Source organism: Streptomyces sp. JLBT605 (assembly GCF_058215555.1).
In genome coordinates this window covers 2973875-2996896 of record NZ_CM177087.1, presented here as the reverse complement: position 1 = coordinate 2996896, position 23022 = coordinate 2973875, and the positions used below count along the sequence as shown (strand labels likewise).

Sequence of the window (23022 nt, the reverse complement as noted above, 5' to 3'; positions counted from 1 at the left end):
CCTGACAAGGGTTATCGGTAAAAATTGGTTTAGACCTCTCTCCTGGTGTGGGGTGATGTCTCCGCTGGGCCTCCTTCGGTGGGACGTGCGTTGTGACTCAGGCCGCCGGCATGGAGCGGATGGGCCTTATGGGGGAGGAGCGCTTCAGGGGTGCACGGCATCCAGCACCGGGACGACCTCCGGCCGGACCGCGCTGAACGTGCTGGACGCCCGGTCCAGTACATAGGTCTGTGCCTCCCCCACGTGGAAATACATGCCGTGCAGCGTGAGTGAGCCCTCGGCCACCCGGCGGGCCACGCAGGCGTGCGCCATCAGGTGGTCGAGCTGCTGCATCACATTGACCAGCGACAGCCGCTCCACGTCATCGGTGACAGGCCGGTCGGTCAGCGCCACCTCTCCGCGCCCCAGCCGCCCGATGCGCGCCATCCGTGCCAGGCTGGGCCGGCCGTGCCGCAGCCAGCGGGCGAGTGGTGTCTGGGCGCCGGGCTCATGGGAGGAGCCGAGCAGCGCCTGCATCGCCCCGCAGCCCGAATGCCCGCATACCGTGATGCTGCCGACCCGCAGTACCTCCACCGCGTATTCGACGGCCGCGGCCACCGAATCGCAGGAGGCATCGCTCCCCGGAGGGGGCATCAGGTTGCCCACATTGCGCACGGTGAACAGATCGCCCGGGCCGCTGGAGGTGATCATGCTGGTGACCAGCCGGGAGTCGGCGCAGGTGAGGAAGAGCTGGGTGGGCCGCTGCCCTTCGCGGGCCAACCGTGCCAGCTCCTCCCGCACCAGGGGGGCGGTGTCGCGCTGGAAGGCACTCACCCCGCCGATCAGCTGATCGGCGCCCTCGGATGCGGTGGCGGCCGGTCGGGTGCAGTGGTGATTGCGCCAGGGAGTCCATGGCCGGCAGGCATGCACACTCGCGGGCACCAGCGCCAGAGCGCGGCTGAGCCGGGGCGCCGCCGGAGACGTCAACCGGTCGTCGGTCTCGGCCCGGTGGCGGTCAGCCGCCTCGCCGGCGGTGCCGCGGGTGCGCGTGAGTCGGTGCGACGCGGTGAACCCCGCGGCGGTGATGCCCACGACCGCTGCGATCACCCCGAAGTGCGGCGGGGTGCCGAGGGCCAGGGCGACGCCGAGCGAGAGGGGAGCGGCGATGAGTGCGAGCACGATCGCGGCGGGAAGGCCGCGCCGCCTGGCGCTCCGGCCGATCCGTTTGAACAGCTGTGACATACCCGTCTCCTCCGGGGCTGCGCGGTCGCGGACTGGGTCGCGTCGGACGGTGGGTCCACGCCGTGGGTCACGGTGGGTAATGGTTCAGTAACTGCCAAGCGCTGGTAAATGAATCGTAATGCCGAGTAAAGGGATCGAGAAGTCCTTCTGGCGGAGGCGGCCGCATGTTCCGTCGATCGAGTGAATGTTCATATAGGTCGGCATGTTCGAGCCGGCCGGCTGACGCGACGGAGTGCGAAGTGACCTGCCGAGCCGGAGGCGTTGGCAGCCGGTGGGGGTCGCCGGGCGGAAAGGGCGGAGGCTGGGCGGCCTGTCGGCGCCCAGCCTCCGATGCGATCGACTGCCCTGGTCAGGCAGGTTGTGGAGCGGCAGCCCGACGCTCATCGAGGACGAACGCGGGGTCCACCTGGGCCGCCAGATCCGCCCCGGTCCGCGCGTTGCCCCAGCCGGCCGCGTTCTTCAGGTGGAAGTGCACCATCTGGCGGGTGTAGCGCTGCCAGTCCCGCCGCCCGTACGAGGCGTCCACCGTGTCGTGCAGGGCCCGCAGTGCCCGCCGGTTGGGTTCCTCAAGCTCCGCGAAGGGGCGCGCGCGGCCCTTCTCCATCGCGCGGACCCAGTCCGAGTGGCCGACCGAGACGAGCAGGTCGTCGCCCACCTCGTCGTGGAGGAAATCCACATCGTCCGGCCCTTGCACCTTGTTGCCCACCACGCGCAGCTCGACCCCGAAGTCCCGGGCGTACTCCTTGTACTGGCGGTAGACGGCGATGCCCTTCCGGGTGGGCTCGGCGACCAGGAAGGTCATGTCGAACCGGGTGAACATGCCCGAGGCGAAGGAGTCGCTGCCCGCCGTCATGTCGACGACCATGAACTCCCCGCGTCCGTCGACGAGATGGTTGAGGCACAGCTCGACCGCGCCGACCTTGGAGTGGTAGCAGGCGACACCGAGGTCCGACTCGGTGAAGGGGCCGGTGGCCATCAGCTGGATCTCGTCGTCATCGAGCGGCACGGTCCGGGCGCACGCCTCGAACACGGGGTTGCTCTCGCCGATCCGCAGCAGCCGGGACCCCTCGCCGGGCGGCGTGGTCTTGATCATGGTGTCCGCGGACGCGATGCGGGGGTTGGAGCCTCGCAAGTAGTCCTTGATCAGTGGGAGATGGGCACCCATCGCAGGCAGTGCGGCGGCTTCCGCCTCGTCGAGGCCGAGAGCCGCGCCGAGATGCTGGTTGATGTCCGCGTCGACGGCGACGACCGGGGCGCCGGTGGCGGCGAGGTGGCGGATGAACAGTGAGGACAGCGTCGTCTTGCCGCTGCCGCCCTTGCCAACGAAAGCGATCTTCATGTTCATCAACAGTAGTGGGGGCGCTACGCCGCGTGCCGGGTAAGCGTGAAGAAGACCACTCCAACGAGGGTCGGGTGCTCCGGATGCGTACTGTCGTACCCATGAGTAGTCCGACAGCTGATCCGCTCGCCGCTCTCGCCGACCTGCCCGGCGTCGCCGACTCGGTTGAAGCCATGCGTACGGCGGTGGACCGGGTCTACGGCCACCGGGTGATGCGCCGCCGCAGCAATGAGATCACCGCCGAGGCGGCGCTGCGGGGCGCCCGGGCCTCGGCGGCCCTCTCCGGCGCCGACTGGGCCCTTGAGGAGATGCGGCGCCGCACCGACTTCGGGGCCGAGGGCGAGCCGCGCACGGTGGGCGCCGCGCTCCGGCTGACCGCGGAGGCGGGCCAGCTGCTGAGCGTCTGGCGGCAGTCCCCGCTGCGCGTGCTGGCCCGGCTGCACCTGGTGGCCGCGAGCGGCGCTCGGCCGGACGAGACGGTCGGACGGCCGCGGCTGGCCGGCGAGGCGGTCGACGAGCCGCTGATCACCCTGCCGCTGCCCGATGCGGACGAGGTCGCCGGACGTCTCGATGGGCTGAGCCGGCTGCTGCTCGCCGAAACCGCCGCGCCCGCGCTGGTCAAGGCCGCCGTGGTGCACGGGGAGATCCTCGCCCTGCGGCCCTTCGGGTCGTGCAACGGCCTGGTGGCGCGCGCCGCGGAGCGCATCGTGCTGGTCGACAGCGGACTCGACCCGAAGTCGATCTGCCCGGCCGAGGTCGGGCACGCCGAACTGGGTCGCGAGGCGTACCTGGCGGCGCTGGACGCCTACATCTCCGGCACTCCGGAGGGTGTGGCGGCCTGGATCGCGCACTGCGGACGCGCCGTGGAGCTCGGGGTGCGCGAGAGCACCGCCGTCTGCGAGGCCCTCCAGCGCGGAGCGGCCTGAGCGGCAAGGGCGGTCAGGGTTGCGGCGGTGTCGATCGGAATCGGCACCGCCGCTGGCACGTCCGCCGGGTTACCAAGCGTCCTCGATGTTCGCCCATCAGGCCGGGGTCTTTGCCCGTCGCCTGGTGCGGCTGGCCCGTAATCGACGGGTCGACGTCGCGTGGGTGCCCGGCATTCATGCATCGGTCCGTGGGGCCTTGGTGCGTACTGGGTTCCTCCCGGATACCCCTGGTCTCGCGGGCCGTGCTTCCTTTCTACCTCCGCTCGGGGCGGAGCGGTAGTCGTGGCTCCCAGACCTTTGCTTTTGGCCTCAAACCCGAACATTCGGCGTGCGCCGCCGATTGACGTACCAGACCAGTCCCGCGGCGGCCGCGGCGGCACCGGCCGCGGCGGCGACGGCCAGCACCGGCCGTGGCGGCATCGAGAGCGAGGGGAGCCGCTGCTTGAGCCGGACCGGCCGGTCGAAGGTGAGTATCGGCCAGTCCTGGGCGGCAGCCTCCCGGCGCAGAGCCCGGTCCGGATTCACCGCGTGCGGGTGGCCGACCGACTGCAGCATGGGGAGGTCGGTCGCGGAGTCGCTGTAGGCGTAGCAGCGCGCGAGGTCGTAGCCCTCGGACTCCGCGAGCTCGGCGATCGCCTGGGCCTTCGTCGGGCCGTAGGCGTAGTACTCCACCTCGCCGGTGAAGACGCCGTCCTCGATGACCATGCGGGTGGCGACCACCCGGTCCGCGCCCAGGAGCTCGCCGATGGGCTCCACGACCTCGGCACCCGATGTGCTGACGATCACGACATCCCGGCCGGCGGCGTGGTGCTCCTCGATGAGCGAGGCGGCCTCGTCGTAGATGATCGGGTCGATGAGCTCGTGCAGGGTCTCGGCGACGATCTCGCGGACCTGCTGGACGTTCCAGCCACGGCAGAGCGACGAGAGGTACTCCCGCATGCGCTCCATCTGATCGTGGTCGGCCCCTCCGGCGAGGAAGACGAACTGGATGTAAGCCGTCCGCAGTGCGGCGCGGCGGTTGATCAGTCCACCTTGGTAGAAGGACTTGCTGAAGGTGAGCGTGCTCGACTTCGCAATGACCGTCTTGTCCAGGTCAAAGAACGCGGCTGCGCGAGGCAGGGAGTGGTTTTCCACGACGCCGAGCATAGGGGCCCACCATTCGGCGTAAGGTGTGGCGCGTGGGTTTGCTTGAGAAGGGCTTCGGGTACACCATGGAAGTCACGGATCGTTCGCGACCGTGCTAACCCGGTCCGACTCCTCCCCCCCCGAGTCGGCCGTGGGGACGACCCCCGCTCTCCCCCCCGGCGGGGGTCGTCGCATGTCCGGACGCATTTTCGCCGCTCTCATCGGGCCCCTCCCGCTCGTTCGCGCCGCTGTGGCGCTGTCTTCTCGTGATCGTGCGCTGTAACTGTGGGTAATCGCCAGAGTGCTCTCCGGAAGTCACCGGTATAGGTGATTGGGATATTCACAACTGATGAGTTGTCCACGGTTTTCGACCAAGATCCGCAAGATTTTCCGGATCGCAGCACGGTGATTCTCATCAAAGTCGGCGCGTGATGTTCGCAGTCGTGAAAGCGCGCCTAACGATGGGGAGGGACCATGCCGGGATCCATGACACCCGAGCGGCGGTCGGCGGCCGGGTCAGGCCAGACCAGGCCGCTGATCGTCACCGAGGACGAGGCACTGCTGGATGACCTGCTGCGGTTGTGTGCGGCAGCCGGGGCCGAGCCGGAGGTGGCCCATGGCGCGCCGACGCGCCGGGGCAGTTGGGAAGGCGCGCCGCTGATCCTGGTCGGCGACGACTCCGTCTCCCGGCTGACCGGGCGGGCCCGCAGGGCCGGCGTGCTGCTCATCGGGCGGGACCTCGACGACCACGGCATCTGGCGGCGCGCCGTCGACGTGGGCGCGGACCATGTCCTCTTCCTGCCCGACGCGGAGACCTGGCTGGTGGACCGGATCGCCGACGTGGCCGAGGGGGTCGGCCGCCAAGCCCTGACCGTCGGCGTCATCGGCGGCCGGGGAGGAGCGGGCGCCAGCACTCTCGCCTGCGCCCTGGCGGTGACCGCGGCCCGAAGTGGCAGGCGCACCATGCTCATCGACGGGGATCCGCTGGGCGGCGGACTCGATGTGCTGCTCGGCGGCGAGACGGCGCAGGGGCTGCGCTGGCCGGCCTTCGCCGAATCACGCGGCAGGGTCGCCGGCGGCGCGCTGGAGGAGTCGCTCCCCGAACTGCACTCCCTACGGGTGCTCAGCTGGGACCGCGGCGACTCGGTGGTCATCCAGCCGTCCGCGATGCGTTCGGTGCTCGCGGCGGCGCGCCGGCGAGGCGGAGTCGTGGTGGTGGACCTGCCGCGCCGGGTCGATGACGCGGCCGCCGAGGCGCTGGCACAGCTGGACATCGGTCTGCTGGTGGTGCCGGCCGAGCTGCGCGCCGTCGCCGCCGCCCACCGGGTGGCGTCCACCGTGGGGATGGTGCTGCGCGACCTGCGGGCGGTGGTCCGCGGGCCGTTCGGATCCGGCCTGGACGACGAGGAGATCGCGCGCCTGCTGGGGCTGCCGCTGGCCGGGGAGGTGCCTCAGGAGCCGGGGCTGGCCGACGTACTGGCCGAGGGCAGGCCGCCGGGCGGCAGCGCGCGCGGTCCGCTGGCCCGCTTCTGCGACGAGTTCTGGGCTCAGGCGATGCCCAGCGGAGGGGGTGTCGCGGCATGACCGGCATCAGCGGCGCCCTGCATGAACCTCCCGAGCTGCTGGACGCGGTGCGGCTGCGGCTGGCGGCCAGCGGCGTGGAGCCCACCCCCGCCCGGGTCGCCGCGGCGCTGCGTGAGGAGGGCAGGCTGCTCGGCGACACCGAAGTGCTCGGCATCGTGGAGTCCCTGCGCTCAGAACTGGTCGGCACCGGCCCGTTGGAGCCCCTGCTCGCCGCCCCGGACGTCACCGACGTGCTGGTCACCGCGCCGGACCAGGTATGGGTGGACCGTGGCGCCGGGCTGGAGCGCACCGCGGTCCGATTCGGCGACGCGGCCGCCATCCGCCGGCTCGCCCAGCGGCTCGCCGCCGTGGCCGGCCGGCGCCTGGACGACGCCCGGCCATGGGTGGACGCCCGTCTGCCGGACGGCACACGGCTGCACGCCGTGCTGCCCCCGGTGGCCGTCGGTTCCACCTGCCTGTCGCTGCGGGTCGTCAGGCCGCGCGCGTTCACCCTGCCGGAGCTGGTGGCGGCGGGCACGGTGCCGCCGGACGGCGAGCCGCTGCTGCGCGCCATGCTCGACGCGCGGCTGTCGTACGTCATCAGCGGAGGCACCGGTTCTGGCAAGACCACGCTGCTCAGCACGCTGCTTGGGCTGGTGGGCCCGGATGAGCGGATCGTGCTGGCCGAGGACTCGGCCGAGCTGCGGCCGGACCACCCCCATGTGGTCCGGCTGGAGAGCCGCCCTGCCAACCAGGAGGGCAAGGGCCTGGTGACGCTGCGGGATCTGGTGCGGCAGGCGCTGCGGATGCGCCCGGACCGTCTCGTCGTCGGCGAGGTCCGCGGCGAGGAGGTGACCGACCTGCTCGCGGCCCTCAACACCGGCCACGAAGGCGGTTGCGGCACGGTGCACGCCAACGCGGCGTCCGATGTCCCCGCCCGACTGGAGGCGCTCGGCTCGACGGCCGGCCTCGATCGGGCCGCGCTGCACAGCCAGTTGGCGGCGGCCCTGTCGGTGGTGATTCATCTGGTGCGGGACCGGGGCGGGCGGCGCCGGATCGCCGAATTGCACGTCCTGGAGCGCGACCGGGCGGGCTTCGTGACGACCGTGCCCGCCGCCCTGTGGGGAGCGGACGGGTTCGAACAGGCCGCGGGATGGCAGCGGTTGCGGAGGCTGTGCCTGCGGGGCGGGGGTGCGGCATGACGGGCGCGGCTACGCTCCCCGCCTCGCTGCCGCTGTGTGCCGCGATGCTGTGCGCCGGGGTGGCACTGTGGCTGCTCGCCGGGCGGGACCCCCATCTGCGCCGGGCCGAGCTGCTGTTCGTCGGCGCAGGAGGCGTCCTGCGGCCGGGTGGCGTCCGGTCCGGGTGGCGCGCGGCGGACGCCGCCGCGGCGCTGCGGGACCGCTGGCGGGCGCGGTATGGCGGACGGCTCGGGCGTGAGGTCCTGTGCCTGCCGATCGGCTGTGTAGTGGCTGTGCTCGGTGCCTCGGTCATCCCGCTCCTGGCCGCGCTGGTGGCAGTACCGGTGGTGGGCCGCTGGCTGCGGCGGCGGGAGGCGCGCCGCGACCGGGAGCGGCGGGTCGGCGAGGTGATCGAGCTGTGCGGCACGGTCGCCGGTGAGCTGCGCGCCGGCCGGCAGCCGGGCGAGGCCCTGCTCGCCGCCCGCCCGGACGACCTCGGCGAGCGCTGGCCGCTGGTGCCGGCCGCGGCGCGGTTCGGCGGGGACGTGCCCGCCGCGCTGCGGCAGGCGGCGCGCTCACCGGGCTCCGAGGGGCTGACCGGGGTGGCCGCGTGCTGGCAGGTGGCGGTCGACGGCGGGGCGGGGCTCGCGGCCGGTCTGGACCGGGTGGGCGCGGCGCTGCGTGCCGAGCGCGACCAGCGGGAGCAGTTGCGCGCCCAGTTGGCGTCGCAGCGGGCGACCGGGCTGGTGCTCACGGTGCTGCCCGTGTTCGTGCTGCTGATCGGCACGGCGATGGGCGCCGAGCCGCTGCGGATCCTGCTGCACACGCCGATCGGCCTGGGGGGCCTGGTGCTCGGCGGGCTTCTGGAGTGGGCCGGGCTCGCGTGGACCGCGCGACTGGTGCGGACGGCGGCCGGTGCCGGAGGGGAGGAGGGCGCATGAGTGGAGAAGTTGTCCACAGGCTGGGGATGGCGCTCGCCGTGGTGTCGGTGCTGATGTGTGCGGCGGCGCTCGGGCAGGCGCGGCGGGACCGGGCCCTGCGGCGACGGATGGCCGTCCTGCTGGGCGCCGGACCCCGGCCGCGCCGAGGCCGGGCCGGGCGGCGCGGCCGAAGGCGTGATCGGCCGGCCGTGCTGCGTACCTGGCTGCTGCCGGTCACCGTCGTGCCGATGGGGATCATCCTCGTCGGCGGGCTCGGGGGCTTCCTCCTCGGACTCGCCGGGGCGTACGGCCTCGTCTGGTGGCGGCGCCGGAGGGCGGCCCAGGAAGGCGCCAAGGCCGCGGCGGAAGGGGCCGTGGCTCCCCGACTTCCCCTGGCGGCCGATCTCCTGGCCGCCTGTCTGGCCGCCGGAGCCGGGCCCGGGGAAGCGGCGGAAGCCGTCGGCAGATCCCTCGGTGGACAGGTCGGCCGACAACTGGCCCAGGCCGCCGCCGAGCTGCGGCTGGGCGCCGAACCCGCCGAGGCATGGGGCCGCGTGGGCGCCCTGCCCGGCGCCGCCCGGCTGGCGGACTGCCTGGAGCGGGCCGGTACGACGGGCGTTCCCGCGGTGGAGGCGGTCGCCCGGCTGGCCGCCGACTGCCGCGCCGATCAGAGCAGGGCGGCCGGGGAACGAGCCGGGCGGGCGCAGGTGCTGACCACCGCTCCGCTGGGGCTGTGCTTCCTGCCCGCCTTCCTGCTCACCGGAGTGGTGCCGATGGTCGTCGGGCTCAGCGGAGGCCTGGCGAACGCCCACTGACAAGGGATCAAGAGAACAGCGGATCACTCGGCAGTGGGTCAAAGAAACGCTCACTGACAACTCACCAGAGAGATGACAAGGGGGACGGAATGGTCAAGCGATGGTGTGCCCGGCGGCTGGCGGTGGTGCGGGCGGCTCTGCGGGCCCGGGCCGAGGCGGGGATGACCACCGCGGAATACGCGATGGGGACGGTCGCGGCGTGTGCCTTCGCCGCGGTGCTCTACAAGGTGGTGACCAGCGGACCGGTCAACAGCGCTCTGCGCTCGGTGATCGAGAGGGCGCTCGATGCGCAGTTCTGACGCTGGGGGCCGGGCCGCGCGGGGCGTGCGGCGCCCGGTCGCCGACGGAGGGTTCGTCACCGCGGAGGCAGCCGTCGCCGCACCGGTCCTGGTGCTCTTCGCCGCGGCGCTGATCTGGGCGCTGATGGCCGCCTCGGCGCAACTCAGGGCGGTGGACGCGGCGCGGGCCGGCGCACGCGCGGCGGCTCGCTCCGAGTCACCCGCCGAGGCGGTGGCGGCCGCCCGTTCGGCGGCGCCCAAAGGGGCGAAGATCGTGCTGCGACGCGAGGGCGGTCTCGTCCGGGTGCGCGTCGAGGCACGCGCGGCCGGCCCCGGGCCGCTGACAGTCAGGCTGCACGGCGAGGCGGTCGCTCTCGCGGAGGACGAGGCCGGGCGGGGCACGGCAGAGCGGGGGCCGTCCGGGGAGGCGGTGCCATGAGCCGCCGGACGGGAGACCGCGGCTCGGCCACGGTGTGGGCCGCGGTGGCCGCCACGGCGCTCTGCGCACTCTTCGCGGCGCTGTTCATGATGGGGCAGGCGATGATCGCCCGGCACCGGGCGGGCGCGGCGGCGGATCTTGCGGCGCTCGCGGCGGCCGATCACGCCCTGGACGGCCCGCACTCCGCGTGCCGCCTCGCCGGCCGGGTGGCGGCCGCGCAAGGGGCCCGCGTGGTGCGGTGCGCCGTACTGGGCGAGATCGCGGACCTGACGGCCGAGGTGCGGACCGGCCCGTTCACCTCCCGGGTGCGGTCCCGGGCGGGCCCGGCGGACCCGGGAGCCGTACCGGACCGAGCCGACCAGGGGCGCGGTGAGCCCGCCGCCGACGGGGCCGCACGTGCAGCACACGCCGCACGTGCAGCACACGCCGCACGTGCTGGACGTGCCGCACGAGCTGGACGTGCCGGACGCCGGTCAGTCCTCGTCGGACGGGGGCGCTCCGGCCAGGAGAGTGGCCAGCAGCCGGATGGCGGCCCTCTTGTCGAGCGGATCGTTGCCGTTGCCGCACTTGGGCGACTGGATGCAGGACGGGCAGCCGGACTCGCACTCGCAGGCCGCGATCGCCTCACGGGTGGCGGTGAGCCAGCGACCAGCGGTGTGGAAGGCCCGCTCGGCGAAGCCCGCCCCGCCGGGGTGGCCGTCGTAGACGAAGACGGTCGGCAGCAGCGTGTCCGGATGCAGCGGGACCGAGACGCCACCGATGTCCCATCGGTCGCAGGTGGCGAAGAGCGGCAGCATGCCGATCGAGGCGTGCTCGGCGGCGTGCAGCGCCCCGCCGAGGGCCTCGGGGGAGACCCGGGCGTCCTCGAGCTGGTCCTCGGTCACCGTCCACCACACGGCTCGGGTGCGCAGGGTGCGCGGTGGCAGGTCGAGCTTGGATTCGCCCAGCACCTCGCCGGTGATGAGTTTGCGACGGAGGAAGGAGACGACCTGATTGGTTACCTCGACGGAGCCGAAGCACAGCCGCGCATCGCCCCACGGCACTTCGGTGGTGGTCTCCAGGATGGAGATCGCCGTGGTGTCCCGGGCCGTCGTCGAATAGGGCGGACTGGCCTGCTCGACCAGGGCGACCGAGTCCTCCAGGTCGAGGTGCCGGACCAGATAGGTGCGGCCCTGATGGAGGTGGACGGCACCGTCGTGGACGGTGGCGTGCGCGGCGGCGGCGTCCACTGTCCCCAGCAGCCGCCCGGTGGCCGCTTCCACGACCTGGACCGGCCGGCCGCCGGTGCCGCGGATGTCGGTGAGGTCGACCGCCCGCTCCCGGCGGGTCCAGTGCCAGGCGGTGGCGCGGCGGCGCAGCAGCTTCCGCTGCTCCAGCTGGGGCATCAGCTGCGGCGCCGCGGGGCCGAAGAGTTCCAGGTCCGCGTCGGTGAGCGGCAGCTCGGCGGCGGCCGCGCACAGATGGGGGGCGAGCACGTACGGGTTGTCCGGGTCGAGGACGGTGGACTCGACCGGCTGCCGGAAGAGCGCTTCGGGATGGTGGACGAGATAGGTGTCCAGCGGGTCGTCCCGTGCCACCAGGACGGCCAGCGCGCCCTGGCCGGCCCGCCCGGCCCGTCCGGCCTGCTGCCACAGGGACGCACGGGTGCCGGGGTAGCCGGTGATCACGACGGCGTCGAGACCAGCGATGTCCATGCCGAGTTCGAGGGCGCTGGTGGCGGCGAGCCCGAGCAGTTCACCGGAGTGCAGGGCGCGCTCCAGCGCACGGCGCTCCTCGGGCAGATAGCCGCCCCGGTAGGCCGCGACACGGGAAGGCAGGGACCGGTCCACGGAGGCCAGGCGCTCCTGGGCGATCAGGGCGATGAGCTCGGCGCCCCGCCGGGACCGGACGAAGGTGATGGTGCGGACGCCCTGGACGGCCAGATCGGTGAGGAGATCGGCCGACTCGGCGGTCGCCGTCCGGCGCACCGGAGCACCCCGCTCGCCGTGTAGCTCGGTGAGCGGGGGTTCCCAGAGGGCGAAGACGACCTCGCCGCGGGGCGAGGCGTCCTCGGTGATCTCCGTGACCGGCAGACCGGTCAGCCGGGTCGCCGCCTGCCCCGGGTCGGCGGCGGTGGCTGAGGCGAGGAGGAAGACCGGGGAGGAGCCGTAGCGGGCGCAGACGCGGCGCAGCCGGCGCAGTACCTGGGCGACGTGCGAGCCGAAGACCCCCCGATAGGTGTGGCATTCGTCGATCACCACATAGCGCAGCGAGCGGAGGAAGGAGGACCAGCGGGCGTGGGCGGGCAGGATGCCGCGGTGCAGCATGTCCGGGTTGGTAAGCACGTAGTTCGCGTGCTCACGGACCCAGTCACGCTCCTCGACCGGGGTGTCGCCGTCGTAGACCGCGGCGCGCACCGCGGTGCCGAGCGGCGCGGCCAGCTCGGCGACGGTGCGCCGCTGGTCGGCGGCGAGGGCCTTGGTCGGCGCGAGGTAGAGCGCGGTGGCCCCACGGCCGCCGGCCCGACGCGGCCCGCCGCCGCTCCGGGCCGGGCCCCCAGGCCGTCCTTCCCGCCCGGGAGCGGAGTGCGCGGGCTCCGCCCCCTCCAGCAGGGCGCTGAGCACGGGTGCCAGATAGGCCAGCGACTTGCCCGAGGCGGTGCCCGTCGCGACCACCACCGACTCACCGCGTACCGCCCGTTCGGCGGTACGGGCCTGGTGTTTCCACGGACGCTCGATTCCCGCAGCCCGAATAGCGTCGATCACTTCCGGCCGGATTCGATCAGGCCAGGTGGCATGGCTGCCGATGCGCGGGGGCAAGTGCTCCGTATGAGTGATGCGCGCAGCCCTATCCGCCCCACCGGTGATCCGCCCGAGTACGGTCCGGGGTGAGGGGCGTATGCCCGCCTGCGGCGGGAGTTGGTTGTGGGCCATCGACACCGAGTGTGTCACCGGACTGACGGACAATGGGCTCAAGGCGTCGTGCGCGCCTGCAGGTAAGTGATTGAATGCCATCGCGGCTGCCGATCCATGGGGGGCGACCGCTCGATGCAAGGTGCTGGAGGATCCGTGGACCTGTCCCTGACGACCCGGACCGTAGGCGACCGCACGGTCGTCGAGGTCGGTGGCGAGATTGATGTTTACACCGCGCCCAAGCTGCGCGAGCAGTTGGTCGAGCTTGTCAACGACGGCAGCTACCACCTGGTCGTCGACATGGAGGGCGTCGACTTCCTCGACTCCACCGGGCTCGGCGTGCTCGTCGGCGGCCTGAAGCGGGTGCGTGCCCACGAGGGCTCGCTGCGCCTGGTGTGCAACCAGGAGCGCATTCTCAAGATCTTCCGTATCACCGGCCTGACCAAGGTGTTCCCCATCCACACCTCGGTCGAGGACGCCGTCGCGGCGACTGACTGACCAGTCTCCGCGGGAAGACCGAAGGGGGTACCGGGCGGACCCGCCCGGCCCCCTGAGACGCACGCCCGGACATCCGAGGGGGATGGCATGGCCACCGTCGAACTCCGCTTCAGCGCTCTGCCCGAACACGTGCGGACCGCCCGTCTGGTCGCGGCCGCCGTGGCCCGCCGGGCCGGGGTGGACGAGGCGGTCCTCGACGAGGTGCGTCTCGCCGTCGGTGAGGCATGCAGCCGTGCCGTCGGACTCCACCAGAGCATCGGGGTGACCGCCCCGGTCCGCGTCGTGCTGACCGAGGAGGAGAAGAAGTTCTCCATCGAGGTCGGCGACGAGGCGCCGCGCCCCACCAGTACCGGGCCCGGAGCCCCTGGGGAAGGCGGAGCCGCCGGCGCCGAGGAGGCGGCCGACAGCGATGACCAGATGGGCCTCGCGGTGATCAGCGGGCTCGTCGACGACGTCGAGGTCTCGGCGTCCGAGGCCGGTGGGGTCATCCGTATGAGCTGGCCGACCACGCCCGCGCCCACCCTCCCGTAGACGCCCCGCGCCCGGTGCCGGGCGCCGCCGCGTACCGCCAGGCGGGCCTCCGCGGCTTCGGGCCCCGCATCCGCCCCCAAGCGCGAACCCACGCGGCGAACCCGATTCCTGCGGCGAACCCACGCCTGCGGCGGACCCCACGCCTGCGGCCCTCGGCCGCCTGAGAACCCCCGCCGCCTGAGAACCCCCACTCTCGCCTGAGAGCTCCGCCTGCGGCTGGTCCTCGCTCCCTTGCGGTTCCCTTGCGGTTCCCTCGCGGTTCGCTCGCGCGTGCGGCTTTCGGCCCCGCTTGCCGGCCGCGGTCGGTTCTCCGCTCGGCCCCCGTCCGCCTCCGTCCGAAGGCGGACCGCCCGCAGATGCCACTCCATCCGGTGGTGAGACAGCCCCGGCCGGCCATCGACGGGCGCACCCTGAACAGGACCGTTCACAGGATTCCCTGATCATTTGATGATCCATTCAATGATCACTTCGTGATCGTCAGCGAATTACTCCCTTTCCTTCGTCCGGGGGAATTGCGGGAGCTAAACCTATTGATCTTCCCTGGTGTAGGCGAATTCCCTTTGCGGCGCCCTGTTTTGATCAGATCCAACTCCCTACAATCCGTCCACATCTTGAGCTCAGGACGCCTGAGCGTGGCGGCTGTCCTGCGGTCGCAGAACAGCTGCGCGCCCATGTGCCAAACGTCAAGGAGGACGAATGGCGGGGCCTCTCACCCCTCATCAGCTTGACCTTTCCTCAACCCTGGCCGCCGCGGAGCTGACCGACGACAACCGCGTGATCGTGCTGGTGATCGCCGCCGTGGCGGTGGCGGCACTCGCCGTCGGCCTGGTGCTGGTACGACAAGTGCTCGCGGCGGGCGAGGGCACGGACAACATGAAGAAGATCGCCGCGGCCGTCCAGGAAGGCGCGAATGCCTATCTGGCACGGCAGTTGCGCACCCTCAGCGGTTTCGCCGTGATCGTTTTCTTCCTGCTCATGCTGCTGCCGGCGGACGACTGGTCGCAGCGCATCGGCCGTTCCGTGTTCTTTCTGGTCGGTGCGGCATTCTCGGCGGCCACCGGGTATCTCGGCATGTGGCTCGCCGTGCGCAGCAATGTGCGGGTGGCGGCCGCCGCGCGTGAGGCGTCCCCGGCGGCGTCTTCTTCCGCCGATTCCGATGGTGAGGACGCTTCCGCCCCGGGCGGCCGGAGCCAGGATCTGACCGCCGTTTCGCACCGGGCGATGAAGATCGCCTTCCGCACCGGCGGCGTGGTCGGCATGTTCACGGTCGGGTTGGGCCTGCTCGGCGCGTCCTGCGTCGTCCTGGTCTACGCCGCCGACGCCCCCAAGGTGCTGGAGGGATTCGGCCTCGGCGCCGCCCTGATCGCGATGTTCATGCGAGTCGGCGGCGGCATCTTCACCAAGGCCGCCGACGTCGGCGCCGACCTCGTCGGCAAGGTCGAGCAGGGCATTCCGGAGGACGACCCGCGCAATGCCGCGACCATCGCGGACAACGTCGGCGACAACGTCGGCGACTGCGCGGGCATGGCGGCGGACCTCTTCGAGTCCTACGCCGTGACGCTGGTAGCCGCGCTGATCCTCGGCAAGGTGGCCTTCGGTGATTCGGGCCTCGCCTTCCCGCTGCTCGTCCCGGCCATCGGCGTCCTCACGGCGATGATCGGCATCTTCGCGGTGGCGCCACGCCGCGCGGACCGCAGCGGAATGACCGCCATCAACCGTGGCTTCTTCATCTCCGCGGTGATCTCGCTGGTGCTGGTCGGCGTCGCGGTCTTCGCCTATCTGCCGTCCTCCTACGCCGAACTGGACGGGGTCACCGACCAGGACATCCTCGGCCACGACGGCAACCCCCAGGTGCTGGCGCTGGTCGCGGTGGCCATCGGCATCGTGCTCGCCGCGCTCATCCAGCAGCTCACCGGCTACTTCACCGAGACCAACCGGCGGCCCGTGAGGGACATCGGGAAGACCTCGCTGACCGGCCCGGCCACCGTCGTGCTCTCCGGTATCTCCATCGGCCTGGAGTCCGCGGTCTACTCCGCGGTGCTCATCGGGCTCGCCGTCTACGGCGCGTTCCTGCTCGGCGGCACCAGCATCATGCTGGCGCTGTTCGCGGTCGCGCTCGCCGGCACCGGCCTGCTGACCACCGTCGGCGTCATCGTCGCCATGGACACCTTCGGCCCGGTCTCCGACAACGCCCAGGGCATCGCCGAGATGTCCGGTGACGTGGAGGGCGCGGGGGCCCAGGTCCTCACCGACCTCGACGCGGTCGGCAACACCACCAAGGCCATCACCAAGGGCATCGCCATCGCGACGGCCGTGCTCGCCGCCGCCGCGCTCTTCGGTTCCTACCGTGATGCCATCGCCGACGCGATCGACGATGTGAACGTCGACGTGGCCGGTGAGATGAATCTGAGCCTGGACATCTCGCAGCCGAACAACCTGGTCGGTCTGGTCCTCGGCGCCGCCGTGGTCTTCCTCTTCTCCGGTCTGGCGATCAACGCCGTGTCCCGGTCGGCGGGCGCGGTGGTCTTCGAGGTCCGGCGGCAGTTCCGCGAGAAGCCCGGAATCATGGACTACTCCGAGACGCCGGAGTACGGGCGGGTCGTCGACATCTGCACCAAGGACGCCCTGCGCGAGCTGGCCACACCCGGACTGCTGGCGGTCATGGCCCCGATCACGGTCGGCTTCTCGCTGGGGGTCGGCGCGCTCGGCTCGTTCCTGGCCGGAGCGATCGGCACCGGCACCCTGATGGCGGTCTTCCTGGCCAACTCCGGTGGTGCCTGGGACAACGCCAAGAAGCTGGTGGAGGACGGTCATCACGGCGGCAAGGGCAGTGAGGCGCACGCCGCGACGGTGATCGGCGACACGGTCGGCGACCCGTTCAAGGACACCGCCGGCCCCGCCATCAACCCGCTGCTGAAGGTGATGAACCTGGTGGCGCTGCTGATCGCGCCGGCCGTGGTGAAGTTCTCCTACGGTGACGACTCCAGCCCGGGGCTGCGGGCGGGGATCGCCGTCCTGGCCATCGCCGTCATCATCGGCGCGGTGTACGTGTCCAAGCGGCGCGGAATCGCGGTGGGTGACGAAGGCAACGCCGAGCGGGTCGCGACCCAGGCGGACCCGGCCGTGGTGTCCTGAACCGCGGCCTCCGCGAAGGTCTCAACCGGCGGGCGGGCAGAGCGCATTGGCGCCCTGCCCGCCCGTCCGTGCGACGAGGTCCGCGACACACCAGGCTTGGTGCAAATGGCTTCAATAGGGCTGCTACGGGACACTCGGCTCGTCGCCGCCGCCCTGCGGCCGTGTATGTTCGCGGGCCGAGAGCCATGGAAGGGACCAAACCGGTGAACAAGAAGCTCGTGGCGGCGCTGTCCGGCGGTGCGGCACTCGTACTGGCCCTGAGCGGCTGCGGCGGTGACGACGACGGCGACAAGAAGGTCAACGCCTGGGCCAAGGGGTTCTGCGAGGGCATCCAGCCGCAGCTGAAGAAGATTCAGGCAGCCACCGCTTCCATCCAGGGCGAGGCGGGCGAGACGGATTCCAAGAAGCTGCAGAAGACGCAGTCGGCCGCCTTCCAGCAGATCTCCGAGGCGTACACGGCACTGGCCAAGGCCACGGACAATGCGGGACCGCCGCCGGTCGACGACGGCGAGGCCACCCAGAAGGCGACGGTCCGCGAGCTCAACGCCTCCTCCAAGGCGTATGCGGAGCTGAAGAAGTCCGCCGATGAGCTCAACACCAACGACAAGCAGAAGTTCGCGGCCGGACTCCAGGGCATCACCGACCAGCTGGAGAAGATCAGGGACTCGGGCAGCAAGGCCCTGGACAAGCTGGAGGCCAGCGACGCCGGCAAGGCCATGGCCAAGCAGGAGGTCTGCCAGAAGACCTCGGTGACCCCGGCCCCGTCCCCGAAGGGCTGAGATCCGGCGCGTAGTCGGCGCGGCCCTGGCGCGGCTCAGCGCGGACTCGGCGCGGCTCGGCGTGGCCCGCCGCGGCTCGGACCCGGCGCGGCGAGAGCAACGGACGGCGCCGGGTGGGCACGGCGGCAGTGCGGCGGGCCGATTGTCGGTGGTTGCCCTGACAATGGGGTGGTGAGTACGCACCTGCCGAGCCCCCCGCTGCCGACCGCCGACCCGAGCCGCACCGCCCGCTTCCGGGAAGCGCTGCTCGCCGCCGCCTTCACCGCCGACGGCCTGCTCGATCTGCTCGGCGCGCCCGCCTATGCCGCGCTCGCCCGCGGTGAGACCGTGCCCGCCGACCGCGCCACCCGTTCGGACGGCGCGCTGGAGACGCTGGTGCGCCTCTTCCTGCTCCAGCGCCGGGTGCCGTACGAGCGTGCCCGCGCCGTGCTGCCGGTGGCCGATCTGCTCGCCGACGGCTGGCTGGTGCGCGACGGCGACGGGCGTGCCGGGCCGGGCGAGGAGGAGGCGGCGGACGGGATCCGGGCAGCGGTGGACGTCCGCCCCTACGGAGGGCCCGAGGGCCAGGACTGGTGGATCGTCTCCGACCTGGGCTGCGCCGTCGGCGGGGCGAACGGCCTCGCGGCCACCGCCGGGGTCGACCGCTCGCAGCTCGTCCTCGGTGTCGGCGGCGCGTCCACCACGCTGGCCGGCCTGACCGTGCGCACCCCGGTGGCCAAGGCGCTCGACCTCGGCACCGGCTCCGGCATCCAGGCGCTGCACGCCGCCCAGCACGCCACCCGGGTCACCGCCACCGATCTCAACCCGCGGGCGCTGCGGTTCACCCGGCTGACGCTCGCGCTGTCCGGCGCGCCGGAGGCCGATCTGCGTGAGGGGTCGCTCTTCGAGCCGGTCGGCGACGAGACGTACGACCTGATCGTCTCCAACCCGCCCTTCGTCATCTCTCCCGGTGCCCGGCTGGTCTACCGGGACGGCGGCCTGAGCGGGGACGCGCTGTGCCGCACCCTGGTGCGGCAGTCCGCCGCCCATCTCAACGACGGCGGCTGGTGCCAGCTGCTCGCCAACTGGCAGCACATCGAGGGCGAGGACTGGCACGACCGGCTGCGCTCCTGGGTGCCGGCCGGCTGCGATGCCTGGATCGTGCAGCGCGAGGTGCAGGACGTCACGCAGTACGCCGAGCTGTGGCTGCGCGACGCCGGCGACCACCTCGGCGATCCGGCGCGGTACGCCGCCCGGTACGACGCCTGGCTGGAGGAGTTCGAGGCCCGGAAGACCAAGGCCGTCGGTTTTGGCTGGATCACGCTCCGCAAGTCGGGCGCGGACCGGCCCTCGATCACCGTGGAGGAGTGGCCGCACCCCGTCGAGCAGCCGCTGGGGGATGTGGTCGCCGCCCACTTCGACCGCCAGGACTTCCTGCGCTCGCACGATGACGCGGCGCTGCTGGGTGCCCGCTTCCGGCTGGCCGAAGGGGTGGTGCAGGAGCAGGTCGGGCTGCCGGGCGCGGAGGACCCGGAGCATGTGGTGCTCCGTCAGAACCGCGGCATGCGGCGCGCCACCAAGGTGGACACGGTCGGTGCGGGCTTCGCGGGCGTGTGCGACGGATCGCTCAGCGCCGGCCGCATCCTGGACGCCATCGCGCAGTTGCTGGGGGAGGACCCGGTGCTGCTGCGCGACCGGACACCGGAGTCCATCCGACTCCTGGTCGAGCAGGGGTTCCTGCTGCCGGTCGCCGACTGAGCGTGCGAGACGACGCGCGGAGTTCACCTGGGGTTCGAGCGGCAGCCGCCCGTGAGTGGGACGCTTTCGGCCATGGAGAGCGGACCTGCGATCTTCGCCGGGGCGGCCTTCGCGCTGTTCGGCGTCGCCCTGCTGCTGTGGACTGCGGTACGTGTCCGGCTGCGCGAGCCGGTCGCGGTCGGTGCGCATCCGATCGCCGGACCGGTCGTGACGGTGCTCATCGGCACCGCCGCGCTCGGTGGCGGAATCTGGTACCTCGAGTACGCCGCGACCTGACCGCCCGGCCTCTCCGGCCTGCCCCGCCTGCCCTGCCTGCTCACCCTCCGACTCCCGGTGCCCCAGGCCCGCCGCCCCGGTCTTCCGCGGCCGCTCCCGGGCGCTTGTCGCTCTGCCCGCCCTGCGCGCCGAACGAAGATCCGGGACCTTTTTGCGGCGGGGCCGACCATGCCTCTGACCGGGGCTTCGGTGGAGGATCCGAGGGTGCGGTGTGTCGGTCCGGGCGGCAAACAGGACGCTTGTCGGGTTACCGTTCGAGTGGCGTTGTGGGCTTTTTCCGTTTGACACGGGGGCGGGATGTACCGTCACACTCCGCAGCGTCACCGCAATGACACGGAGCCGTAGAGTTCCCGTTCACCGAGTGCCGACCGGAGAGAAGAGCGAAGTTGTCCCCGACCAGCGAGACCGCACAGGGCGGCCGCCGACTCGTCATCGTCGAGTCGCCTGCCAAGGCGAAGACGATCAAGGGCTACCTGGGCCCGGGCTATGTCGTCGAGGCCAGCGTCGGGCACATCCGCGACCTGCCGAACGGCGCCGCCGAGGTGCCCGAGAAGTACACCGGTGAGGTGCGTCGCCTCGGCGTGGACGTCGAGCACGACTTCCAGCCGATCTACGTCGTCAACGCGGACAAGAAGGCCCAGGTCAAGAAGCTCAAGGACCTGCTCAAGGACTCCGACGAACTCTTCCTCGCCACAGATGAGGACCGCGAGGGCGAGGCCATCGCCTGGCACCTGCAGGAAGTCCTCAAGCCGAAGATCCCGGTCAAGCGGATGGTCTTCCACGAGATCACCAAGGACGCGATCCGCGAGGCCGTCGCCAACCCGCGCCAGCTCAACAAGAAGCTGGTCGACGCCCAGGAGACCCGCCGCATCCTCGACCGCCTCTACGGCTACGAGGTCTCGCCGGTGCTGTGGAAGAAGGTCATGCCGCGGCTGTCGGCGGGCCGCGTCCAGTCGGTGGCCACCCGCCTCGTCGTCGAGCGGGAGCGCGAGCGCATCGCCTTCCGCTCCGCCGAGTACTGGGACCTGACCGGCACCTTCGCCGGCGCCGTGCGGGACGCCGCCGATCCGGGCACCTTCACCGCGCGGCTGGCCAGTGTGGACGGCCGCCGGGTCGCCCAGGGGCGTGACTTCGGCGCGAACGGACAGCTGAAGAGCGAGGCGCTGCACCTGGACGAGGCCGCCGCCCGCGCGCTGGCCGCCGCCCTGGCGGACACCCGGTTCGCGGTCCGCTCGGTCGAGTCCAAGCCGTACCGCCGCGCGCCCTACGCCCCGTTCCGGACCACCACCCTCCAGCAGGAGGCGAGCCGGAAGCTGGGCTTCGGCGCCAAGGCCACCATGCAGGTGGCGCAGAAGCTGTACGAGAACGGCTTCATCACCTATATGCGTACGGACTCCACGACCCTGTCGGAGACCGCCGTCGCCGCCGCCCGTGCCCAGGTCACCCAGTTGTACGGGGCCGACTACCTGCCGGAGAAGCCGCGCACCTACGCCGGGAAGGTCAAGAACGCCCAGGAGGCGCACGAGGCGATCCGCCCCTCCGGCGACCGCTTCCGCACCCCGGCCGAGACCGGGCTGACCGGCGACCAGTTCCGCCTGTACGAGCTCATCTGGAAGCGGACCGTCGCCTCCCAGATGAAGGACGCGGTCGGAAACTCGGTGACCGTCAAGATCGCGGGCACCGCGAGCGACGGCCGGGACGCCGAGTTCTCCGCCTCCGGCAAGACGATCACCTTCCACGGCTTCATGAAGGCGTACGTCGAGGGCGCCGACGACCCGAACGCCGAGCTCGACGACCGCGAGCGCCGGCTGCCGCAGGTCGCCGAGGGCGACGCGCTGACCGCCGCGGAGATCACCGCGGACGGCCACGCCACCAAGCCGCCGGCCCGCTACACCGAGGCGTCGCTGGTCAAGGAGCTGGAAGAGCGCGAGATCGGCCGCCCGTCGACGTACGCGTCGATCATCGGCACCATCCTCGACCGCGGCTACGTCTTCAAGAAGGGCACGGCGCTCGTCCCGTCCTTCCTCAGCTTTGCCGTGGTGAACCTGCTGGAGAAGCACTTCGGCCGGCTCGTCGACTACGACTTCACCGCGAGGATGGAGGACGACCTCGACCGCATCGCACGCGGCGAGGCCCAGGCCGTGCCGTGGCTGAAGCGTTTCTACTTCGGCGAGGGCAGCGCGGCGGGCGGTGCCGCCGAGGCCGGAAACGGCGACGGCGACCACCTGGGCGGGCTCAAGGAGCTGGTCACCGACCTGGGCGCGATCGACGCCCGCGAGGTCTCCTCCTTCCCGGTCGGCAACGGCATCGTGCTGCGCGTCGGCCGCTACGGCCCCTACATCGAGCGGCCGAGCGAGACCGAGGGCGAGCCCGGGCAGCGCGCCGACATCCCCGACGACCTGCCGCCGGACGAGCTGAACGTGGCCTACGCCGAGGAGCTGCTCGCCAAGCCGAGCGGCGACATCGAGCTGGGCACCGACCCCGCCACCGGCCGCGAGATCGTCGCCAAGGACGGCCGCTACGGCCCGTACGTCACCGAGGTGCTCCCCGAGGGCACCCCGAAGACCGGCAAGAACGCCGTCAAGCCGCGGACCGCGTCGCTGTTCAAGTCGATGTCCCTGGACACCGTCACGCTGGAGGACGCGCTCCGGCTGATGTCGCTGCCGCGCGTGGTGGGCACCGACCCGGAGGGCGTGGAGATCACCGCGCAGAACGGCCGCTACGGCCCGTACCTCAAGAAGGGCACCGACTCGCGCTCACTGGAGAACGAAGAGCAGCTCTTCACGATCACGCTCGAGGAGGCGCTGGCGATCTACGCGCAGCCCAAGCAGCGTGGGCGCGCCGCGGCCAAGCCGCCGCTCAAGGAGCTGGGCACCGACCCGGTCAGTGAGCGCCCGGTGGTGGTCAAGGACGGCCGCTTCGGCCCGTACGTCACCGACGGCGAGACCAACGCGACGCTGCGCACCGGCGACAGCGTGGAGACGATCACGCCGGAGCGCGGCTACGAGCTGCTGGCGGAGAAGCGCGCCAAGGGCCCGGCCAAGAAGACGGCGAAGAAGGCCGTCAAGAAGGCGCCGGCCAAGAAGACCGCCGCGAAGAAGACCACCACGGCGAAGAAGACGACGGCGGCGAAGAAGGCCCCGGCGAAGAAGACCGCGGCGGCGAAGAAGACCGCGACGAAGGCGACGGCCGCCAAGAAGACGGCCGCCGCCAAGAAGACCGCGGCGGCCGAGACGGCGCCGGCGGACACCTCGGCGGCCACGGCGGGCTGACCGCCGTCGACCGGGCGCGCCTGGGTTCCGGGCGCGCCGGGGCCTTCCCTCGGGTGCGCCGGGGCTCCGGGCGGCGCTGCCGGGTGCCGGAGGAGC

17 protein-coding genes and 2 pseudogenes are annotated in these 23022 nt (G+C 72.0%); 15 read left to right on the top strand and 4 right to left on the bottom strand.

What is annotated here, in order from left to right; translation table 11 throughout:
• Positions 1-144: 144 nt before the first annotated feature.
• Both AC4BDD_RS13165 and AC4BDD_RS13160 read right to left on the bottom strand, forming a co-directional pair.
• Positions 145-1119: pseudogene (locus tag AC4BDD_RS13165) on the bottom strand (carbonic anhydrase); the annotation flags it as partial.
• Positions 1120-1570: 451 nt separating this feature from the next.
• Positions 1571-2560 (bottom strand): ATP-binding protein, encoded by a 990-nt coding sequence (locus tag AC4BDD_RS13160; protein ID WP_490691190.1) that lies wholly within the window; start codon positions 2558-2560, stop codon positions 1571-1573.
• Positions 2561-2661: 101 nt separating this feature from the next.
• Between AC4BDD_RS13160 and AC4BDD_RS13155 the strand changes: the two genes are divergently transcribed.
• Positions 2662-3486 (top strand): Fic family protein, encoded by an 825-nt coding sequence (locus tag AC4BDD_RS13155; RefSeq protein WP_490691189.1) that lies wholly within the window; start codon positions 2662-2664, stop codon positions 3484-3486.
• Between the two features lie 309 nt (positions 3487-3795).
• Here AC4BDD_RS13155 and AC4BDD_RS13150 read toward each other — a convergent pair whose 3' ends face one another.
• Complete coding sequence (locus tag AC4BDD_RS13150; protein WP_490691188.1) at positions 3796-4632, bottom strand: HAD family hydrolase; 837 nt, start codon at positions 4630-4632, stop codon at positions 3796-3798.
• Positions 4633-5085: 453 nt separating this feature from the next.
• On the opposite strand from AC4BDD_RS13150, the gene ssd reads away from it, so the two are divergent.
• The 7 genes and pseudogenes from ssd to AC4BDD_RS13115 form a co-directional block, all read left to right on the top strand.
• The gene (gene ssd / locus AC4BDD_RS13145) at positions 5086-6195 is read left to right on the top strand and encodes a septum site-determining protein Ssd (protein WP_490691187.1); all 1110 of its coding nucleotides are present in this window, start codon (positions 5086-5088) and stop codon (positions 6193-6195) included.
• Positions 6192-7376, top strand: coding sequence for a TadA family conjugal transfer-associated ATPase (locus AC4BDD_RS13140; protein WP_490691186.1), 1185 nt, complete (start codon positions 6192-6194; stop codon positions 7374-7376). The genes ssd and AC4BDD_RS13140 overlap by 4 nt, the downstream gene beginning before the upstream one ends.
• Entirely contained in the window at positions 7373-8296 is a 924-nt protein-coding gene (locus AC4BDD_RS13135; RefSeq protein WP_490691185.1) for a type II secretion system F family protein, read from the top strand. The genes AC4BDD_RS13140 and AC4BDD_RS13135 overlap by 4 nt, the downstream gene beginning before the upstream one ends.
• Complete coding sequence (locus AC4BDD_RS13130; RefSeq protein ID WP_490691184.1) at positions 8293-9090, top strand: type II secretion system F family protein; 798 nt, start codon at positions 8293-8295, stop codon at positions 9088-9090. The genes AC4BDD_RS13135 and AC4BDD_RS13130 overlap by 4 nt, the downstream gene beginning before the upstream one ends.
• An 89-nt stretch (positions 9091-9179) precedes the next feature.
• On the top strand, positions 9180-9389 hold the full coding sequence (locus AC4BDD_RS13125; RefSeq protein WP_490691183.1) for a DUF4244 domain-containing protein: 210 nt from the start codon (positions 9180-9182) through the stop codon (positions 9387-9389).
• Positions 9376-9807 (top strand): TadE family type IV pilus minor pilin, encoded by a 432-nt coding sequence (locus tag AC4BDD_RS13120; RefSeq protein ID WP_490691182.1) that lies wholly within the window; start codon positions 9376-9378, stop codon positions 9805-9807. Before AC4BDD_RS13125 ends, AC4BDD_RS13120 begins: the two co-directional genes overlap by 14 nt.
• Positions 9804-10154: pseudogene (locus tag AC4BDD_RS13115) on the top strand (Rv3654c family TadE-like protein); the annotation flags it as partial. The gene AC4BDD_RS13120 and the pseudogene AC4BDD_RS13115, both read left to right, overlap by 4 nt.
• 126 nt (positions 10155-10280) lie before the next feature.
• Here the strand turns inward: AC4BDD_RS13115 and AC4BDD_RS13110 are convergent.
• A complete protein-coding gene (locus AC4BDD_RS13110; RefSeq protein WP_490691181.1) occupies positions 10281-12800 on the bottom strand; it encodes a DEAD/DEAH box helicase in 2520 nt (839 codons plus the stop codon).
• Between the two features lie 54 nt (positions 12801-12854).
• Between AC4BDD_RS13110 and bldG the strand changes: the two genes are divergently transcribed.
• The 7 genes from bldG (at position 12855) to topA (ending at position 22926) form a co-directional block, all read left to right on the top strand.
• Complete coding sequence (gene bldG / locus AC4BDD_RS13105; RefSeq protein WP_490691180.1) at positions 12855-13196, top strand: anti-sigma factor antagonist BldG; 342 nt, start codon at positions 12855-12857, stop codon at positions 13194-13196.
• Between the two features lie 87 nt (positions 13197-13283).
• The gene (locus AC4BDD_RS13100; RefSeq protein ID WP_490691179.1) at positions 13284-13727 is read left to right on the top strand and encodes an ATP-binding protein; all 444 of its coding nucleotides are present in this window, start codon (positions 13284-13286) and stop codon (positions 13725-13727) included.
• A gap of 696 nt (positions 13728-14423) precedes the next feature.
• A complete protein-coding gene (locus AC4BDD_RS13095) occupies positions 14424-16862 on the top strand; it encodes a sodium-translocating pyrophosphatase (RefSeq protein WP_490691178.1) in 2439 nt (812 codons plus the stop codon).
• A gap of 203 nt (positions 16863-17065) precedes the next feature.
• A complete protein-coding gene (locus AC4BDD_RS13090; RefSeq protein WP_490691177.1) occupies positions 17066-17641 on the top strand; it encodes a small secreted protein in 576 nt (191 codons plus the stop codon).
• Between the two features lie 171 nt (positions 17642-17812).
• Positions 17813-19378, top strand: coding sequence for a DUF7059 domain-containing protein (locus AC4BDD_RS13085; RefSeq protein WP_490691176.1), 1566 nt, complete (start codon positions 17813-17815; stop codon positions 19376-19378).
• A gap of 72 nt (positions 19379-19450) precedes the next feature.
• Positions 19451-19654, top strand: coding sequence for a hypothetical protein (locus AC4BDD_RS13080; RefSeq protein WP_490691175.1), 204 nt, complete (start codon positions 19451-19453; stop codon positions 19652-19654).
• A 386-nt stretch (positions 19655-20040) separates the two neighbouring features.
• Positions 20041-22926 carry a type I DNA topoisomerase gene (gene topA, locus AC4BDD_RS13075; protein ID WP_490691174.1) on the top strand — a complete coding sequence of 962 codons (2886 nt, stop codon included), beginning with the start codon at positions 20041-20043 and terminating at the stop codon, positions 22924-22926.
• Positions 22927-23022: the final 96 nt, after the last annotated feature.

What these genes read in the sequence shown, in the direction of transcription:
- AC4BDD_RS13160 (WP_490691190.1), bottom strand. Translation starts at nt 2,560, where the DNA reads ATGAAGATCGCTTTCGTTGGCAAGGGCGGCAGCGGCAAGACGACGCTG.
- AC4BDD_RS13155 (WP_490691189.1), top strand. Translation starts at nt 2,662, where the DNA reads ATGAGTAGTCCGACAGCTGATCCGCTCGCCGCTCTCGCCGACCTGCCC.
- AC4BDD_RS13150 (WP_490691188.1), bottom strand. Translation starts at nt 4,632, where the DNA reads ATGCTCGGCGTCGTGGAAAACCACTCCCTGCCTCGCGCAGCCGCGTTC.
- ssd (WP_490691187.1), top strand. Translation starts at nt 5,086, where the DNA reads ATGCCGGGATCCATGACACCCGAGCGGCGGTCGGCGGCCGGGTCAGGC.
- AC4BDD_RS13140 (WP_490691186.1), top strand. Translation starts at nt 6,192, where the DNA reads ATGACCGGCATCAGCGGCGCCCTGCATGAACCTCCCGAGCTGCTGGAC.
- AC4BDD_RS13135 (WP_490691185.1), top strand. Translation starts at nt 7,373, where the DNA reads ATGACGGGCGCGGCTACGCTCCCCGCCTCGCTGCCGCTGTGTGCCGCG.
- AC4BDD_RS13130 (WP_490691184.1), top strand. Translation starts at nt 8,293, where the DNA reads ATGAGTGGAGAAGTTGTCCACAGGCTGGGGATGGCGCTCGCCGTGGTG.
- AC4BDD_RS13125 (WP_490691183.1), top strand. Translation starts at nt 9,180, where the DNA reads ATGGTCAAGCGATGGTGTGCCCGGCGGCTGGCGGTGGTGCGGGCGGCT.
- AC4BDD_RS13120 (WP_490691182.1), top strand. Translation starts at nt 9,376, where the DNA reads ATGCGCAGTTCTGACGCTGGGGGCCGGGCCGCGCGGGGCGTGCGGCGC.
- AC4BDD_RS13110 (WP_490691181.1), bottom strand. Translation starts at nt 12,800, where the DNA reads ATGGCATTCAATCACTTACCTGCAGGCGCGCACGACGCCTTGAGCCCA.
- AC4BDD_RS13100 (WP_490691179.1), top strand. Translation starts at nt 13,284, where the DNA reads ATGGCCACCGTCGAACTCCGCTTCAGCGCTCTGCCCGAACACGTGCGG.
- AC4BDD_RS13095 (WP_490691178.1), top strand. Translation starts at nt 14,424, where the DNA reads ATGGCGGGGCCTCTCACCCCTCATCAGCTTGACCTTTCCTCAACCCTG.
- AC4BDD_RS13080 (WP_490691175.1), top strand. Translation starts at nt 19,451, where the DNA reads ATGGAGAGCGGACCTGCGATCTTCGCCGGGGCGGCCTTCGCGCTGTTC.